The organism is Streptomyces sp. NPDC028711 (assembly GCF_055565415.1).
Genome location: NZ_JBVHUJ010000002.1, coordinates 1,128,766 through 1,145,392 on the forward strand (window position 1 = coordinate 1,128,766; position 16,627 = coordinate 1,145,392).

Genomic DNA, 16,627 nt, shown 5'->3' on the forward strand with positions numbered 1-16,627 from the left:
CGCCCCGGTCCGGCACGACGGAAGGCCCGGCCCCGGCCCCGGCCCGGGTCCTCCCCGGCCCGGGTACTCCCCGGCCCCGGCCCCGGCCCCGGCCCCGGCCCCGGCCCGGGCCCCGGCACGGGAAGCCCCCGGAGTCCCCCCATCCGCCTGCCGCTCACCGATGTAACGGCCACGGGCAGCAGGGCCCGGCAAGCTCACCTCACGCGACAGCGGTCCCTTCGAGCTCGACCATCTGGCCGGGGATCGCCAGGCGTGTCACCCCGAGCATCGTGGAGGCCGGTGCCACCCCCACGGCACCCAGCCGCGCCGCCAGCACGCCGTAGTGCCGGAACAGGACATCGACGTCGGTCGTGTAGACGTTGAGCCGGACGAGGTTCGCGAGAGACATCCCGGCTGCGGCGAGCACGGCCTCCAGATTGTCGACGCTCAGCGCCAGCTGCGCCGCCATGTCACCGTCGTGCCGGGGCTCGCCGTCCGCGCTCATCGCGGTCTGGCCCGAGATGTACAGGGTCCGTGTGTGCCCGGAGACGAGTTCACCTTGGTTGAACCCCAGCTCCTTCGACCAGGTCACCGGGTTGACCGCAGTTCGTTCCACTGCCACTTCAGCTCCATTCGTTCCGTCAGGAGGACGTACGTCCGACAGCCAGGTGGCCGTCGGTCTTTGACGTCGTGGCACCGACCCTGTCGTCGAATCACGACACCCACTGTCAGGTATTTCGTTAGGGTTCGCGTATGCGTGCGGACCGGTTGGTTTCCCTGGTGCTCCTGCTGCGTCAGCGTGGCCGGCTGACGGCGGATGTGCTGGCCCGTGAGCTGGAGGTGTCCACCCGCACGGTGCTGCGTGACATCGAGGCGCTGTCGGCGGCCGGTGTTCCGGTCTACGCCGAGCGCGGCAGGCATGGTGGTTTCGCGTTGCTGCCGGGGTTTAGGACCGAGCTGATCGGCCTGAACCACGACGAGGCCCTCGCTCTGCTGACCGCCGGTTCGGGGCGGGGCGAGCGGGTGTTCGGTCTCGGTTCGGTGCTTGCTTCGGCGATGCGGAAGGTGGTCGACGCGCTGCCGGAAGGCCATCGGGCCTCCGCGAGTGACGCGGCCCAGCGTTTTCTCGTCGACCCGGAGACCGATCTGCTCTCACGCCGGCTGGTCACGGACGAGGTGCCCGGTACGACGATGACCGTGGTGAGGCGTGCCGTGCTCGCGGGACACAGACTGCGTATCCGGTACGCGGCCACCGGCCAGGCGCCACGGTGGCGCACGGTGGACCCGATCGGCCTGGTCACGGTACGCGACCGGGCTTATCTGCTGGCCACGCGAGCTGGCGAGGACCGCACCTACCGGCTGTCGAGGGTGCTGGCGGCCGAGGAACTTCCCGAAACGGCTCAACGGCCCGACCGGGTCGACCTGGACCGGATCTGGCGGGAGCGCTCCGCGCGGTTTCTCTCCGGCGGTGACCACATCACCGTGCTGGTACGGGTGGACCCGGCGCGGCGGGAGGAACTGCTGGACACCGCGCTGGCCGTCCGCGCGGAAGAACCGGACACGGACGGCCGGCTGCGGCTGGAGGTGACGTTCCAGGACGCACGGCACGCCGAATGGTCGCTGTGGCAGCTGAGCACGGACGCGGAAGCCCTGGCCCCGCAGTCGCTGCGCACTGCCCTGCACAACCGCGCCGCCGCGATCGCCACCCGCTACCGCGAGATCCGGCGGGACGACGACGGCGCGCCCTGGTGGTGACCAGCCCCCGCCCTGCCCCCCCCGTACCGGCCGACGTCTCCGAGCCGTTGAGAGGGCGTGCCCCTGCGTCGCGTCCCCGGCCGGCCCGCGCCCGTCGCGCCGGGCCCAGCTCCTCGCGCTTATTTCGCCGCGCTCGCCGCGTACGAACTGTGAACCGGAGGAGCTGCTGCAGGTGGTGGAGGCCGCCCGTCCTGCAACCGGCGGCGAGCCGGGCCCAGCGCCTCGCGTCGCCCGCCCATCCTGCCGGGCCTGTCGAAGGAAGCGAGGGCCGCGGTGAAGCACGCCAGGGAGCGCCAGGTCTGGAAGGCCCCGCTCTGCGCCCACAGGCCATCGCCCACCCCTGGCGCAGGCCCGCATCGAACTCGAGCCGGCCCGCCTGATGATGCGCAAACCCGCCGCGCTGTACGACGCGGGCGACGACGCGGGTGCGGGCGAGGCGGCCGACATGGCCGAGCACGCGGGCCGCCTGGGCGTGCGTCAGGGCCGTCGACCAGGGCCGTCCACACCCTCGGCGGCAACGGCCTCACCCACGAGTTCGGCCTCACCCGTCTCATCACAACCGCCCGCGTCGCCCGCATCCCCCGTCAGCAGCGAGATGATCCTGAACGCCGTGCCCCATCAGACGCTGGACCTGCCCAAGCCGCCACGACGGGAGCCGGAGAGGGGTCGGGAGAAGGATCAGAAACGGCAAGGGTACGTGGAGCCGCCGCTGCGCAGGTTCCCGTCGTAGACCCAGCCGCTGCCGCGGACGTACGACCAGGTGTTGCCGTAGCTGTTGGTGATGTAGCAGTTCACCGTGATCGCCGTCCCGGACGGCTTGGTGGAGACGGCGGTGCAGGCACCGTAGGGGCCGACCCGGATGGGTGCGCTGCCGGCGGCGTAGTCCGTGCTGCTGTACGGGTTCAGGTTGCTCGGCGGCGCGCCCTGGTACCACGGGCAGTCGGCGGCCTGGGCCGCCGCCTGGGCCGGAGCGGCCACGGCGGCCGGCGCGGCGAACAGCAGTGCCGCCAGGGCGATGCGGGCGGCGACGGGCGGTGCGGACATGGGCGTATCCCTTCGTCGGTCCATCGGTGGGGAGGGCTGCGATTCAGCGTCCGGGCGAGGCGGGCGCTGGGGCAAGGGACGGCCGCTGTCCCGGACAGGCACGGCCCTGTCCGGGACACGGCGGGCGAGGGTGCCGTACGACGGGCGGGCGGCACCAGCGCCTTCGGCGGACTTCTACCACGGCGAGACGAAGATGCGCCGTCACCATCGCTACCGGCCGCGCGCAGAACGACGCTCCCCGCCGCGTACTGGGCACTTTCGGGATACGGACTACGCGCCACCCACGCCGTGGCTGCTGCTCGCGATGACCGGCACCCTGCTGGTGATGATGCTCTGGGGCCTGCCCGCCGACACCTGGAAACCGCAGACCGTCGGCACCGTGACCGGCCGACACGTTCGCCTGCCCATCGAGAAGCCCGACCCGGCCAACCCCACCGACGCCCTCCACGAGCGTCTGTCCACCAAACGCTTCGGGAAAGGCCTGCGCGGGGTGATCAACTCGGTGATCTTCTGATCCTCCGGCCAGGATCTCACCACCGCCGGCACCTCCACCGAAAATGGCCTCCCGCCTGGCCGAACCCGTCCTGCTCGGCCTCGCCGTACTCGCCATCCGCGGACGCATCACGCGATAGCTCGCACCGACCAGCCGGAACGGCCCGAATCCACGTCAGGCATCCGCCCCTCCTCGACGTGCACAGGACGGCCGGGGTGCCCTTCACAGCGCGTCCTCGCCGAGTACGGGTTTCCACGGCGTGCTCGTCACTCCACTCAGGCACGTCAAGGATGCGAGGCGGGCCTACCGCTTCCGCGCGAACGCCGACGGACCGCCGGACCCGTTCTCCCCGGCCCGGCCCGGCCCGGCCCGGCCCGGCCCGGCCCGGCCCGGCCCGGCCCGGCCCGGCCCGCCTGGCCCTCAGCGGCCTTCTGGACGGGCTTGTAGGCGCTGGGGGCCTGTTGCTCGGCGAGCTGCTCCACCACCCGGGCATCGTGCGCCCCGTGGTTCGAAGCGCAGCCCCCGCTCCCGAGGCTGCTCGTTCGCCAGGTGACGGGGAAGAGGTTCCTCCAGCGGGATGGGCGGGCCCGGCGGTACGAGCCCACGCAGCCTTTCCTGATCTCTGGATCCGAGCTGCCCTGGGAAGAGCAGGAACTCCCAGGGCTGGAGGTGGAACTGTAAGGAGGACTTCGATCCCGAGAGCAGTCCCTCCCTGCGCATCGGGATGCCTGTGTCGGCACCGCGCGGGCCGCAGCGGGGTCGCCGTCGGGGCCAGGGCGACTGGGCCCGCCACCCGCTTGATGCTCAACTCGGGCGGCGACGATAACGCGCTGCCGGTCTCACTTTGGCGGTCCTGGCCCAGCCCGGTCGGACCTATTGGTTCTCACAGGTCCGCGAACTGGCCAGGCCAGTCGCCGGACGGGTCGGCGGCGTCGGCCAGGCACCAGATCGCTGTACCTGGTAGGGGGTTGCTTCCCCGGCCCTGCGCCGCGGCTTCGCCACCGCTGCCGGGCACGACCTGTTGGAGATCGCCGGGGCGGCCGGGCCGTCGGTCTGACGTCAGCCGACGGGCCCAGGTGTGTCGTCGCTCGGCGGAGCTCCTCCTCCGAGGATCCGGCGGGTCGACGGCTGTCCCGCGAGGGTGTACCCAGGCCGCGGGCCCGCAGTTCCTCGAGGTCGGGCAGGCGGACTCCTGGCAGGTCAGGGGGCGACGTCGAGCAGATCGCGGCGTGCGGGCTCCAGGGCGACGGCCGCGCCCGCGCCTATATGTGGCAGATGCTCACCGGGATGCTGAGTGACGCCGTCCTCGCGGACCCGGATTTCGACCTGCGCCGCCGTGCGCTGATGCCCCCGGCGGGCGTCGAGTGGCTCTCCGTGGTGCCGATGATCGAGGAGGTCGCCGTCCTGCCTCTTTCGTGTTCACGGGGAGGGGAGGATCGGGACGGCCCGTAGCGCAGTGGCCAGGGCAGCGGATCTCTGCCTTGCGGAGGGACGGGTCAGGAGCGCTGGGTTGATTCCTCGAAGTAGAACCAGTCGTCCCCGTTTTCCATAGAGAAGACGTGGTCGGGGTATTCGTCCCCGACCCGCTTGGTGATGACGAGCGAGGGCGCCTGGTCGTGGAGGGCGCCTTCCAGCTTCGGGGTGTCGGCTTCCAGGTGATCTGCGCGCCGTTGAAGTCCACGTGCTCGTAGAGGGTCACCTTCCACCCGTCGGGCACACGGACGGAGGAGATGCAGTCGTTCATGGACGGGTCCAGCTTGTGGCGTCCCGCACCGAGCGTGGCGCTCTTGCCCTTGTAGTCGACGTCGGCATACACGGTTACGACATCAGGAATTATCCCTTTCCTCAGTGCTCCCGGTCAGGAGCATCCCGATGCTGCCCCGACAAGAACCCTGATACCTCCTGTATTCGTCAAGATCACCCATCAGTGGAACGGGACGCCTCCCGAACTCATCGTCCTCGTCGGGAACGCCTGTCACGGCCGGTTCGGGTGGCGGCTCGCGGTGACAGACTGTGCGTGCCGGAAGAGGCCAGTGGGGTCGTAGCGGCGCTTGACCTCGATCAGGCGGTCGTAGTTCGCGCCGTAGTAGGCGCGCTGCCAGTTGCCGAGGTCGGGGTCGGGGAAGTTGACGTAGGCGGCGTCGGTTTCCAGGCGGTGACACAGGCGCCGGTGCACGGCGCGGGTCTGCGCGAGCAGGTCGTTCACCGCGCTCTGCGGGGTGCCCGGCTGCCAGTGGGCGCCGATGTCGATCACGTAGGTGGCGTCACGGTGAGGGTAGGCCGTATCGTCGGGCCGGAGCCGGTCAGCGGTGCCGCCCATGGCGAACAGCGTCACGTAGCCCGTCGCCTTCGCCGCGCCGGGGCGCCAGGCACGGGCCCACTCGGCGATGTCCATCACCGTGTCCGGGCTCAGCCACGTGTCGGGGACGAGAGACTTCGAGGCGTAGCAGTCCTTCGCACCAGGGGTATCCATGAGGTAGTCCTGGGCAGCCCAGAAACCGCGCTCCTCGATGAGGGTACGGGTGGGCCGGAGCGCCAGCAGGGGCGCGAGGAGCCGGCGCAGCCTGTCCTCGCCACCGAGGCGCTGGCCCAGTACCCACAGGCTTGTCGCGCCGCTGCCGGCAGGTTTGAAGCCGACGCGGACATCGAAGTCGCCCGTGCCGTCGGCCGCGAGGATGTCCTGCACTTCCTGCACCACGTCCACGGCCGACGCCAGGCCGAAGGTGAGGTCGAAGACGGTGGCGCGCAGCGACCCGACGGGGACGGCATCGAAGGTGAAGGAGGTGTTGACGCCGAAGTTGCCGCCCGCGCCGCCACGGCAGGCCCAGAACAGGTCCGGGTTCTCCGCCTCGGTGGCGCGCACGAGGGTGCCGTCGGCGAGCACGAGACGGGTCTCGGTCATGCGGTCGCAGGTCAGACCCCACTTGCGGTCGTTGAAGCCGAGCCCGCCGCCGAGGGTCAGCCCGGCGACGCCGACGCCCGGGCAGCGTCCGCCGGGGAAGTACAGGCCGGCGTCGCGGGCCGCGTAGACGTCGGAGTTGGTGGCACCGCCGCCCAGGTGGAGGCGGCGTCCCCGCGGTGCCACCTGCTTCATCGCGCGCAGGCTGATGACGAGACCGGTGGTCGTCGAGTGGCCGGCGTAGTTGTGGCCGCCGGAACGGGGCGCGAAGGGCACACCGTGCTTCGCGCACCACCGCAGCGCCGCCCGGACGTCGCTCTCGGTGGCGCACGCGACGACTCCCGCCGGAAGCACCGCGGCGTACCGCTGGTTGTCGGCCGCCGCCTGGGACGGGTAGCCCTGCTCGCCGGGCCGGTACAGGCGAGCTGCCGGGCCCAGCCACCCGCGCAGCTCCCGCCACGCGGCCGGGTCGGCCCCCTGCCCCGTACGGGACGGCGCGACGGCCGCAGCAGACAGGCCGGCCTGCCCCAGAGACAGAGCGACCCCGCCGACGGCGAGCGCACCCGCGCGAAGAACGGCTCGACGAGTGGGCGGCATGGTGGACCTCGCTCCAGCGTTGCCCGCCGGCCGGTCCCGCGGGGTGTCGCGCCAGCATGGGCCGTCACAGGCACGCTGACCTGCCCTGACACTCCGAACGCCTACGTGGTTCACGCAAACGCCCGACAGGGGATCGGCCTGCTGCGCACCTCGCCGCACCCCACCCGAGAGGGCGTACTCAGACCGTGTCCTATGTGGTGAGGCGGAGAAGCCGTTTATAGCAGCAGATGGCTGCGGCGAGGCCGAGGAAGGCCAGGTAGTTGCGTGGATGGCGCTCGTAGCGGTGGTTGAGCCGGCGGTAGCCGGTCAGCCAGGACATGGTCCGCTCGATGACCCATCTGCGGCGTCCGAGACGTTCTGATGACTCGAGGCCCTTGCGGGCGATACGCACGCCGATGCGCTTGCCGCGGAGTCATTTCCGCAGTTCAGGCATGTCGTAGGCCTTGTCGGCGTGCAGGCGCTGGGGCTTGAAATGACGGCCGCGATGAGGGTCGTGTCTCGTTTGGTGACCGGCGATCATGGGCTTCAGTGCCTGGCTGTCATGGGTGTTGGCGGCCGAGAGGCCGACGACCAGGGGCAGTCCGTTCGCGTCCGACAGGACGTGCATCTTGGAACCCGCCTTGCCCCGGTCCACGGGGCTCGGACCGGTGAGGCCGCCCCTTTTTTCGCCCTGACGTGGGCGGAGTCGAGGACCGCTCGGGACAGGTCGAGCAGGCCGGCGTCGTCGAGGCGGTGCAGGATCTCCTCATGCAGCCGGCCCCACACCCCGGCACGGGACCAGATCAGGAACCGGCGATGGGCTGTCGACTTCGATATCCCGAAGCACGGCGGCAGGGCTCGCCAGGCGCACCCGGAGACCAGTACGTAGATGATCGCGGCGAACAGCGTCTCATCAGGCGTGTCCGGCGTCCCGCCGCCCTGCGGCCGCACCCGTGAGGGTGGGATCAGCGGCTTCGCGATCTCCCACAGCCCGTCCGGAACAATCCAACTCCACGTACCCCGCCCCATGACGACCTCAACGACCGCCTCACCACATAGGACACGGTCTCAGACATCGTTTCTTATGGCTGCGGCCGGAGTGGGCAGCTTCAGGGAAGCCCAGTTCGTCCAGCAGCGCGTCGAACAGCTCCTCCACGAAGGCCTCCTGTGCGCACAGCAGTTCCTCGATCCGAGACTGCTGCGCCGTGACCTGGACACCAGCCGCTGAAGCCCACACGAGAGCGCCTGCGGCGTCGGCCGGCACCTCCGCATCGAGCTCGGCACGCCTATGTCCGATGGCTTCTTCGAACTCCGGGGTGGCGATCCACAGGCTCACGTCGTCCACGTCTTCGGGTTCCTCGACGAGGAGAGCTGCGGCGTTGTCCAGGTTGAGCCATGCCTGCCGGCGGTGCCCGTCGATGTCCAGGCCGGTTACGAGGGCGACGCTGCTGTGCGGCGGTGGACGACCAGTTGCCGGCCCGGTCCTTGCCCCGTACGTGCAGATGCCAGGTGCCGTCCGCGTCGACCGTGGTGGTGAGGTTCGTCGCCGTCTGGACTGCACCGGTGGTGACCGGCAGGGTGTCGGCGACGCGGTCCACCCCGACAGGGAACTGGGGCGGCAATTCGCCCTCAGGGAGATGGGGTACTTCGCAGCACCAGCCGCAGGATGATCCTTGGGCCACCGGAGCACCGCAACCGAAGATCAGCAGCCAGAAGACGTACAGCGATGAACCTCCCTTCTGAGCCCAGCCTGGCACCGCCTGACCGGGTACCCCTGTGACCAAGGTTGTGGCGGCTGTGGCCGGGCCGGGACGCCTCGGCCCCCGCTGGAGGAAGGCACGGGATTCACCTGTGGCCCGGCCGGTGCGTCCGACAGGGGGAGGACCGCCGGTGGGCGGTGAGCCGACGACGTCGGGGACGACTCCGGGCCGGAACTGGTGTCCGTCGGCAGCCGTTCGCAAGGGGGTCAGCCCGGCCTACGGCCGGGCTGACCCGTCAGTTGCCGGAGGCAGCTCCGGTCGCAGCCGCTTGAGCTCTGCACCGTCCTCTCTCGGGCAAGGGTCTGCTGTCTCCGTACGGCAGCATCGGGTGCGGGCCCCCGGCTGTCCTGGCCGGGGCCCGCACGACGAGGTGGGAGGGGTTAGCTCGGCTGGTCGCCGGTGTACCGGTAGATGTCGCCTGCGCTGTTGATGTGCCACACGGTGCCGTCGGCTCCTGCGGCGATGTCGGTGGCGGTGCCGGGGATCTTGATCCACGGGTTGGTGCCGCTGGCGTCGTTGTTGGTGTAGCGGTAGATGCTGCCGGCCGGGTCGACGCCCCACACGTTGGTCCGCGAGCCCACCGCGATCCGCTTCAGGCTGCCGTTGACGTCCGCCCACGGATCTGAGGGGTTCTGGTCCCCGGTGTACCGGTAGACCCGGTTGCCGCTGTTCACGCCCCACACGGTGCCGTCCGCCGCCGCGCCGATGTCGCTCAGCGCGCCGGGGATCTTGAGCCACGGGTTGGTGTCGTTGTTGGTGTAGCGGTAGATGCCGCCGGCGGAGTCCACGCCCCACACGTTCGTCCGGGAACCCGCGTCGATGCGGACCAGGCTCCCGTTGATGCCCACCCAGTTCGTCGTTCCCTGGTCCCCGGTGTACCGGTAGATCTGGTTGCCGCTGTTGACGCCCCACACGGTGCCGTCCGCCGCCGCGCCGATGTCGCTCAGACCTCCCGGGATGTTGATCCACGGACCGCCGTCGTAGTTGGTGTACCGGTAGATCGCGCTCGCCGAGTTCACGCCCCACACGGTCGTCCTGGATCCCGCCGAGATGGCCGAGAGACTGCCCGCGACCTTCACCCAATCCGCCATGCCGAAACACCCTTCGTCGAACCGTTGTCACGGCCATGCTTTCCGGTCGGATGAGGCAATAAGGTGCGTGAACGCTTGTCTTGATATCAAACAAGCCAGTAAGTCAGGTTTGAACTTCGACCGACTTGGCCGGGCAAAGGACGAGAAGGGCTGACCGGTATCACTTCGACCGGAAACACCGTCCTGCCGCGGGGGGATCGACAAGATCGGCGGCCCATGCGTCCGTCCGACCTGTCCCGGACGGTTCAGCCTTGCGGAGACCTGTGAGGCCCACGGGGACCGGCCCTGGGCGGTGGCGCGTCGGGGTCGTACGGGATCACGCTGTCGCGGGCGTCGGCCCGGGACGTGAGGGCGGCGTGGGACGGGCGTCGCCGACCGCGAGCTGGGGATCACCCCCGGCTGGTGGGCCGGTGCTGCCGGCTGAGGCCTCTACGCGCCCGTGCGCCGCGACTCGGCGACCGGATCGTCCTGGCGGAGACCCTGGTAGCCCTCCCGCGCCATCCTGCCGTCCTCGTCCCGCTTCACGGCTTGCGCGCGTGCTTGCCCCGCGGTGGGGCACCTTCGATCGGCGAGGCAACAATGTCGGTGGCGTGCGGCAGCATCAAGGCATGACGCAGATGAACAGGGAGTGGGCGATCGGTGGTCGCCACACAACCACGCCGACCACACCCGGTCCGGCGGGACGTGACGGCCAGCCTCCAGCTCGTAGAACTCCGCGTCGATCGACGACGCCGGCAGCTTCTCCGCGAACGCAGCGGCCTCCTCCACCTTCTGGTGGAACGTCATGACCGTACGCAGGTTGTACGCGGCGGCGTGCTCCAGAAGCGCGGTCTGCAGCAGGGCCAGGCGCCGGCCGCGCCGCGCCTCCTCCGACTCGCCCAGGACGGGGGAGGGGTCGCGGATCTCCAGGACGTCGATCTCAAAGCCCGCAAGGATTTCGCGCTCGATCGCCTCGCTCAGTCCGAGCTCGGCGAGCCACCTGCCGTAGGTGCCCTCCGGGTCATCGGCCATGGTCGCGAGTTCCACCTCCTGGCCGTCCGCACCCTTTTGGGGCCGGGCCGCGGCGAGGATGAGCGGAGTGGCGGTGAGGTAGAGCCGGAAGTCGGCCGGGGTGCGGGCGTTGTCGTGGATCGCCGCCCACGGGCGACCAAGATCACCGGCGGTTCCGTGGGCCTCATCCACGATTGCGAGGTCGAAGCCGTCCATGCGCTGGCCGTAGAGGCGCTCTCCGCCCGCTAAGAGCTGTCCCGTAACTGGACGGCGACCCGTTGCCGATCCCGGATCGGATCGTGTCAGTGGCTGGTGACAGGATCGAGGGGTGCTGATCAAGGGATACGATGTCGGCCCGTTGGTGCCGGGCGAGTCGCTGCTGGTCCACCCGGGCTTCTGGTCGAACTACCTCCTGGCGATGTGCAGCGACGGGGGGTGTGCCGAGCGCCCGGTTCCGGAGTGGTTTGGTGAGGACGGCGCCGATGTCGATGCCCTGTCCGAGGTCCTCTTCGATCCTGACCGCTGGCCGGTGTTCAGGGTGCCAGTAGATGACGGCCCTGGAGCCGTGGTGATCTACCGCAATCTGAATGGCGATTACGGCACCGACTACCTCATCACCCCTCCAGGAAGAAGCTACGCCGAGCAGATCGCCAGCTGGGACGGAGACTTCTCGGGCGCTGGGCTGACTTGGCCCGAACTGACCCAGATCGCTGACAATCCGTCGCTTGCGGACGAAGGCGTCCAGGACACAGCCACCCGCCTCCTGCTACTGCTGCCCCTCCTCACCGACCCGGACGTGCAGGAAACAGCATCAGCAAGGCTGGTCGCCGCCCTGACCGCAACTGGCACGCCGCAAGACACTGCCTCCATCGCGGCGGAACACCTTCTGGCCCACCTCACAAGGAGATCCCGCCACGACCCCACGTGGACGTCTCCGCTGAGCGGCAGCTGAGAGGCGGGCCGAGCCGCCGATCACCCATGAAACGATCTTGATATGGCTGGTGTGATCACGGCGTCGGAATCTTCCTGGATAGCCCCGTTCTCCGGGCTGAGCCCTCGCGCCTTCGGGAAGCTGGTGACAGTTCTGCGGCGCCAGGGTGCGGACGAGGTTCGCAAGGGCCGGCCGTGGAGCCTGCCGCTGGAGGACCGGGCCCTGCTGGTGTCCGCGTATTGGCGCACGAACCTCACCATGCGGCAGCTCGCCCCGCTGTTCGGGGTGTCGAAGTCGGCGGCGGATCGGATCATCGACCACCTCGCGCCGATGCTCGCCTTCCAGCCCCGCAAGCGGTTCGCGAAGGACGCCGTGCTCATCGTGGACGGCACCCTCGTGCCCACCCGGGACCACACTGTGGCCGAGCGGTCGAAGAACTATCGGTACTCCACCAACCACCAGGTCGTCATCGACGCCGGCACCCGCCTGGTCGTCGTGGTCGGCCGGCCGCTCGCCGGGAACCGCAACGACTGCAAGGCGTGGGAGGAGTCCGGCGCCAAGGCCGCCGTCGGCAAGACCCTCACGATCGCCGATGGCGGTTACCCGGGCACCGGACTCGTCATCCCGCACCGCCGCGAGCGCGGCCAGGCCGAACTCCCGGGCTGGAAAGAGGAACACAACAAGTCCCACAAGCAGGTCCGCGCCCGCGTCGAGCACGTCTTCGCCCGCATGAAGACCGGGAAGATCCTCCGCGACTGCCGCCTCAAAGGCGACGGCGTCCACCACGCCATGCTCGGCATCGCCCGGCTGCACAACCTCGCCCTCGCCGGATAGACCAGCTGGCCGTACCGCAGTCGACCATGCCTGAGACGGCTCGGAGATCATTTACGGGACAGCCCTTAGGCCGTGTATCGAAAGAGTCTTGCCGGATGCCGCGAGCCGATATGGACAACACGTGGCTGTGAGTGCCGTCAAGTAGGTTCTGTCCGTTCGGCCTGACAGGTAGGTCGTTGAGCTGAGGGATTCGTCGTAGTGAGCATCTACCTGCACTTTCGTGCCGTGGCTGAGTCCGAGATCCGGGATGACCACACCTGGCTCGCTGCGTTCATGTCTGAGGCGTGGGAAAACGACGAGGCCGAGTACGCAGCGGGCATCGCCCATTCGATCAGCAAGAGCTGGGACGCTGTCCACGACCTCTATGCCGCCGCTGATGCCCTCTATACAGACGCTGACCAGCCCTGGAATTTGCCGATCTACGGCGGCCGCCCGGTACCCCACAGCGTTGATGCCGACCCCTCCGATCCCCCGCTGATGCTTCTGGAGCCACCCGGGGTGTCACAGGCCGCGCAGTTCCTTACGACTGTCTCTTTCGACGAGCTGTGGAGCGTCGTCGACGCAAGGTTCAGTGCCCTCGGCTGGATCAAACAGGAACACCTCGAACATCACAGGGAGCTCCAAGAGTTCTACGGGCAGGCGGCTTCAGCAGGCCGAGCGGTGGTCAAAGCGGTATGGGCTTGAGACGCGGGCGCGTGCTGATCACAGCCATTCGTTGATGGCCGCGACCAGCACGGTCGCCTCGTAGCGGACCGCAAGTTTGTCGTACCGGGTGGCGACGGCGCGGTGCCTCTTGAGGCGATTGATCCCGCACTCGACCGCATGACGCTCGCGGTAGTCGACCGGGTCGAAATGTGGTGGCCGGCCGCCGCGCGAGCCGAGCTTCTGGCGGTTGCGTGCCTGGTCGGCCTTGTCGGGGATGGTGCAGCGGATTCCGCGGCGGCGCAGATAGGCACGGTTCCTGCGGGATGCGTACGCCTTGTCAGCCCGCACGCGATCAGGGCGGACGCGCGGCCGGCCCGGCCCGATGCGGGGCACGCGGACCTTCTCCAGCACGGGTTCGAACTGCGGCGAGTCGCCGCGCTGCCCGGCGGTCACCACGATGGCCATGGGCTTCTGCCCCTGCTCGACGGCCAGGTGCAGCTTGGTGGTGAACCCGCCGCGCGAACGCCCCAGCCCGTGATCACAAGGCTCTTCATGCACACCGCCCGGTGGTTCCTTCTGCAGGTCACCCCGCTTGCGGGCCCCGGCCGCATGCTGATGGGCACGGCACACTGTGGAGTCGACGCTCAGGTCCCACACGATCCCACCCTTCGCGTCGGCCAGGGACTGAAGCCGGGCGAGGACCCGGTGCCAGGTGCCGTCTCGCTGCCAACGGCGGAACAGGTCGTAGACCCGGCCCCACGGCCCGTACTCGGCAGGCGCGTCCCGCCACGGAACACCGGTCCGGACCCGGAACCGTATGCCATCGATCAGCCGCCGTCGCGGCCAGACCGGCGGCCGGCCCGTCTTCCTGCCCGTTGGCGACAACGGGGCCAACGCCGCCCACTGCTCGTCCGTGAGATCTCCGCGCGCCACGGACCACGATCATTCACAGCTCAAGATCTACTTCCGATACACGGCCTAATCCCGGCCCGGATCCAGGAACTCACCGGGAACCGGACCTGGACCGCGGCGGTACTGCAGTGGGCGCGCGACGGCTGGCGCAACCGCAGCACCTTGCCCGGCCCGGCGCTCGCCGAGAGCCTCGACGCATGGGCCGCGGAACAGACCCCCGGCACGCCCCGCCTGGTCACCGACGGGCTCGACGCGACCCGTTTCCCCGGCTCAGCGCAATACGAGGCACATCAGCGCGCCCGCGCCGAGCACCTTCACACGGCCCTGGCCAAGGCCATCCAGGAGCGCGCCGAGGCGTGGGACGGCCTCAACGCGCTGGCCGACGACGCTGACGCCGGTGTCGACCATCCCGTCAACGTGCGGGTGGTCTCCGTGTGCAGGAACCTGGCCGCGATCTATCGGGACCTCGCCCTCGCCGAACCCGCCTTCGCCCACGAATACGAAGCTGAGGCGGGCAACTTCACCCGTGCCGCAGACCGCTTCGCCACACACGGGCCACTCATGGACACGGCAGAATAGAACCGCAGATAACTATCGTCCTCCTTGCGTGGTCCGTCCGCCGGGCCAAAGCCGCACGGAACTCGACCCGTCCAGGCGGATCGGGGCGAATGCCCCACTCCACCACCGCCGAGGGGCGTTCTGGCGGGCATGGAACCGATCGTCCCGATCCACATCAGCGAGCCCGGCCTGATCGTCCTGGACGTCATCGCGACCGACGAAGCGACCCTCCAGGCGGCCGTCGAGGAACTCTGCCGGCACTGGGCGACCTCCGGGGCACCGCGGGACGGTCGTCCCCGGAGAGCCGGGTGTGACCGCACGGCTCTACGCCGACCTGCGGCCCTAACCCAGAAGTCAAAGCGGCCGGGGTCGGCTGCGCTGACCCCGGCCCGGGCTGTCCGGTTTGCCCGGGGCGGAAGGTGGTGTGTGGAAGGTGAGTTCGGGGGCAGAGGGTTGGAGAGCGCATGGGACCGCTCTGGCAGTCCTGGGGTCTGCCGGATTCCCCCGTTCCGGCAGACCCCAGGACAGCTGAAGGCCCCGCTCCGGCGGAGGCACATCGGTCAGCACCAGGCCCCCCGCCTCGCATGCCCGAAGTCCTCCTTCTGCGGGTTGCGGGGCTTGCTCGTACCCGTGGCCGCCACCGTATTCACGGCTTGCCCCCACGAGAAAACCCAGGCCACAAGCCCGGGGATCTACGGAATGCGGGCTTCTCGCGACCAAGAGCCCTGGGATGAGTGTGGGAAGGCCGGTCGGTCGACACGGCGATCCACACGTTCAAGGAGGAAGGGGTTAGCCGCGCCACTCCCCGGCGTGAACTCGCCGACCGGCTGGCCGTCAGGGGTGGAGGCCTGCTCGTTGTACCGCTCATGGAGGCGGACGAGACCACGACCGAGCTTGCTAGTTCGGGATGCTTGAGGCGGCGATGATCCGGAAGGCCTCACTGACGCTGAGTGGGAGGACCTGTTGACGTACCGGCCCAGCCTGGCGGCATTCCTGAAGGCCTATCGGCGTCAGGCACAGGCCGCGGAGCCGGTAGAGCTGTGACCGTGGGGGGTGGGGCACTCGTGTGCCCCACCCCCCGTGCAGGTGCGGCAGGTGCATGAGCGAGGGCCCGCGGGCTCAGGGAACGCATTGCGCCCCCGCACCGGGGTTACCGGTGTGGGGGCGCCAGGGAGGCGGATCAACGACCAGTCGGCCGCCCGGTCTCCCACGGAACTCGGTAGCGGCGCGGATGGGCTGCGCAGGCGGCGCGTTCCTTCGTTGGAAGGGTTCCCGCACGCGGATGAGTGACATCCGCGTGCCGTCGATGACGAGCGCTCCGGGCACCTTCCCGCCCACCTGCTGAGCGCCCCCGGCCGCTGCGGCGAGTGCCTTACGATCACGGCCGTATCGATCCACGGCGCAGGCGGCGAGCGGTGAAGTAGCCGCCGGCCGTGGCGGCTCCGACAGCCAAGGTGAGGCCTACGCCCACGCTGAGAGCGGACGGGCCGGATGTTCCGCCGATTCCGGCCCGAGTACCGCGGCTCGGAACGACGGGGGCGGGAGTGACGGGGGCCGTCGGCCGCAGGGTGGTGGCGCTCGGGTTCACCGGCCGGATAGCGGTAGGGCTCGGGCTCACCGACGGCACAGTGGTGGCACTCGGGCTCACCTGCGGCGCAACGCCCGCGCCGGAGCGCCTGGGCAGTACTTCGCAGGCGATGCCGTCATCGGGCCCCTGGTCCTCGTCGAGCCGGTTCGGGTCGCTCGGGTCCCGGTCGAACTCCGCCTGCGCGTCCTCCTGGAACCGGAAGTCCCGGCAGTCGAGATCCTGGGCATGAGCGACGCCGGACAACGGAGCGAAAGAGACGATCGCCAAGGCTATGCCGGCCACCACGCTGCGACTTCTCATCGGAAGACCTCCTCAGGGTCCTGCACGCGTCACCCCACGCTAAGAGCGGCCGGCGCCCGGAGCGCGTGACGCTAGGCCAAATGAGCATCACATTGTGTGACTCGCAGGGTGTTTTTCCTGGTCGGCGGGCGCTCTGTGAGCCTGTGTGGCACCACCATGGCGAGCCCTTGAAGCCTGCGCCCGCTCCGGGGAAGGAGGCGGCTCTCGCGGCGCGGCTGCAGCCTGGCCGAGCTGCTGGACCCTCTCGCCGGGCGGGCGGATGACGGCGCCGC

15 protein-coding genes and 4 pseudogenes are annotated in these 16,627 nt (G+C 69.7%); 9 read left to right on the forward strand and 10 right to left on the reverse strand.

Annotated elements, in window-relative coordinates:
- Positions 1 to 199: 199 nt before the first annotated feature.
- Entirely contained in the window at positions 200 to 595 is a 396-nt protein-coding gene (locus tag ACZ4VK_RS10805) for a RidA family protein (protein ID WP_468350667.1), read from the reverse strand.
- A 137-nt stretch (positions 596 to 732) separates the two neighbouring features.
- Between ACZ4VK_RS10805 and ACZ4VK_RS10810 the strand changes: the two genes are divergently transcribed.
- Positions 733 to 1,734, forward strand: a complete 1,002-nt coding sequence (locus tag ACZ4VK_RS10810; RefSeq protein ID WP_468350669.1) for a helix-turn-helix transcriptional regulator — start codon at positions 733 to 735, stop codon at positions 1,732 to 1,734.
- A 261-nt stretch (positions 1,735 to 1,995) separates the two neighbouring features.
- A pseudogene (locus ACZ4VK_RS10815) lies at positions 1,996 to 2,374 on the forward strand (acyl-CoA dehydrogenase family protein); the annotation flags it as partial.
- A 38-nt stretch (positions 2,375 to 2,412) separates the two neighbouring features.
- On the opposite strand, the gene ACZ4VK_RS10820 reads toward ACZ4VK_RS10815, so the two are convergent.
- A complete protein-coding gene (locus ACZ4VK_RS10820) occupies positions 2,413 to 2,778 on the reverse strand; it encodes a hypothetical protein (protein WP_468350671.1) in 366 nt (121 codons plus the stop codon).
- Positions 2,779 to 3,082: 304 nt separating this feature from the next.
- On the opposite strand from ACZ4VK_RS10820, the gene ACZ4VK_RS10825 reads away from it, so the two are divergent.
- Positions 3,083 to 3,292 (forward strand): hypothetical protein, encoded by a 210-nt coding sequence (locus ACZ4VK_RS10825; protein WP_468350673.1) that lies wholly within the window; start codon positions 3,083 to 3,085, stop codon positions 3,290 to 3,292.
- A 1,266-nt stretch (positions 3,293 to 4,558) separates the two neighbouring features.
- Positions 4,559 to 4,723, forward strand: coding sequence for a hypothetical protein (locus ACZ4VK_RS10830; RefSeq protein WP_468350846.1), 165 nt, complete (start codon positions 4,559 to 4,561; stop codon positions 4,721 to 4,723).
- A gap of 223 nt (positions 4,724 to 4,946) precedes the next feature.
- On the opposite strand, the pseudogene ACZ4VK_RS10835 reads toward ACZ4VK_RS10830, so the two are convergent.
- From ACZ4VK_RS10835 to ACZ4VK_RS10860, 6 genes and pseudogenes are all read right to left on the reverse strand, one after another.
- Positions 4,947 to 5,087: pseudogene (locus tag ACZ4VK_RS10835) on the reverse strand (peptidase inhibitor family I36 protein); the annotation flags it as partial.
- Positions 5,088 to 5,246: 159 nt separating this feature from the next.
- Positions 5,247 to 6,767, reverse strand: a complete 1,521-nt coding sequence (locus ACZ4VK_RS10840; RefSeq protein WP_468350675.1) for an FAD-binding oxidoreductase — start codon at positions 6,765 to 6,767, stop codon at positions 5,247 to 5,249.
- 190 nt (positions 6,768 to 6,957) lie between these two features.
- Positions 6,958 to 7,775: pseudogene (locus tag ACZ4VK_RS10845) on the reverse strand (IS5 family transposase).
- 19 nt (positions 7,776 to 7,794) lie between these two features.
- Entirely contained in the window at positions 7,795 to 8,091 is a 297-nt protein-coding gene (locus ACZ4VK_RS10850; protein ID WP_468350676.1) for a hypothetical protein, read from the reverse strand.
- A gap of 795 nt (positions 8,092 to 8,886) precedes the next feature.
- On the reverse strand, positions 8,887 to 9,597 hold the full coding sequence (locus tag ACZ4VK_RS10855) for a tectonin domain-containing protein (RefSeq protein WP_468350678.1): 711 nt from the start codon (positions 9,595 to 9,597) through the stop codon (positions 8,887 to 8,889).
- A 579-nt stretch (positions 9,598 to 10,176) separates the two neighbouring features.
- A pseudogene (locus ACZ4VK_RS10860) lies at positions 10,177 to 10,887 on the reverse strand (DEAD/DEAH box helicase); the annotation flags it as partial.
- 28 nt (positions 10,888 to 10,915) lie between these two features.
- Here ACZ4VK_RS10860 and ACZ4VK_RS10865 point away from each other — a divergent pair.
- The 3 genes from ACZ4VK_RS10865 (at position 10,916) to ACZ4VK_RS10875 (ending at position 13,036) form a co-directional block, all read left to right on the forward strand.
- Complete coding sequence (locus ACZ4VK_RS10865; RefSeq protein WP_468350680.1) at positions 10,916 to 11,539, forward strand: hypothetical protein; 624 nt, start codon at positions 10,916 to 10,918, stop codon at positions 11,537 to 11,539.
- 42 nt (positions 11,540 to 11,581) lie between these two features.
- Complete coding sequence (locus tag ACZ4VK_RS10870) at positions 11,582 to 12,352, forward strand: transposase (protein ID WP_468350682.1); 771 nt, start codon at positions 11,582 to 11,584, stop codon at positions 12,350 to 12,352.
- A 198-nt stretch (positions 12,353 to 12,550) separates the two neighbouring features.
- The gene (locus ACZ4VK_RS10875; RefSeq protein WP_468350684.1) at positions 12,551 to 13,036 is read left to right on the forward strand and encodes a DUF1877 family protein; all 486 of its coding nucleotides are present in this window, start codon (positions 12,551 to 12,553) and stop codon (positions 13,034 to 13,036) included.
- Positions 13,037 to 13,054: 18 nt separating this feature from the next.
- On the opposite strand, the gene ACZ4VK_RS10880 is transcribed toward ACZ4VK_RS10875, so the two are convergent.
- Positions 13,055 to 13,930: an IS5 family transposase gene (locus ACZ4VK_RS10880; protein WP_468350686.1), complete on the reverse strand. Its 876-nt coding sequence runs from the start codon at positions 13,928 to 13,930 to the stop codon at positions 13,055 to 13,057.
- Between the two features lie 141 nt (positions 13,931 to 14,071).
- Between ACZ4VK_RS10880 and ACZ4VK_RS10885 the strand changes: the two genes are divergently transcribed.
- Positions 14,072 to 14,488 carry a hypothetical protein gene (locus ACZ4VK_RS10885; protein ID WP_468350688.1) on the forward strand — a complete coding sequence of 139 codons (417 nt, stop codon included), beginning with the start codon at positions 14,072 to 14,074 and terminating at the stop codon, positions 14,486 to 14,488.
- 129 nt (positions 14,489 to 14,617) lie between these two features.
- Positions 14,618 to 15,382, forward strand: a complete 765-nt coding sequence (locus tag ACZ4VK_RS10890; protein WP_468350690.1) for a DUF6207 family protein — start codon at positions 14,618 to 14,620, stop codon at positions 15,380 to 15,382.
- Between the two features lie 463 nt (positions 15,383 to 15,845).
- On the opposite strand, the gene ACZ4VK_RS10895 is transcribed toward ACZ4VK_RS10890, so the two are convergent.
- Positions 15,846 to 16,355: an excalibur calcium-binding protein gene (locus ACZ4VK_RS10895; protein ID WP_468350692.1), complete on the reverse strand. Its 510-nt coding sequence runs from the start codon at positions 16,353 to 16,355 to the stop codon at positions 15,846 to 15,848.
- Between the last annotated feature and the right edge of the window lie 272 nt (positions 16,356 to 16,627).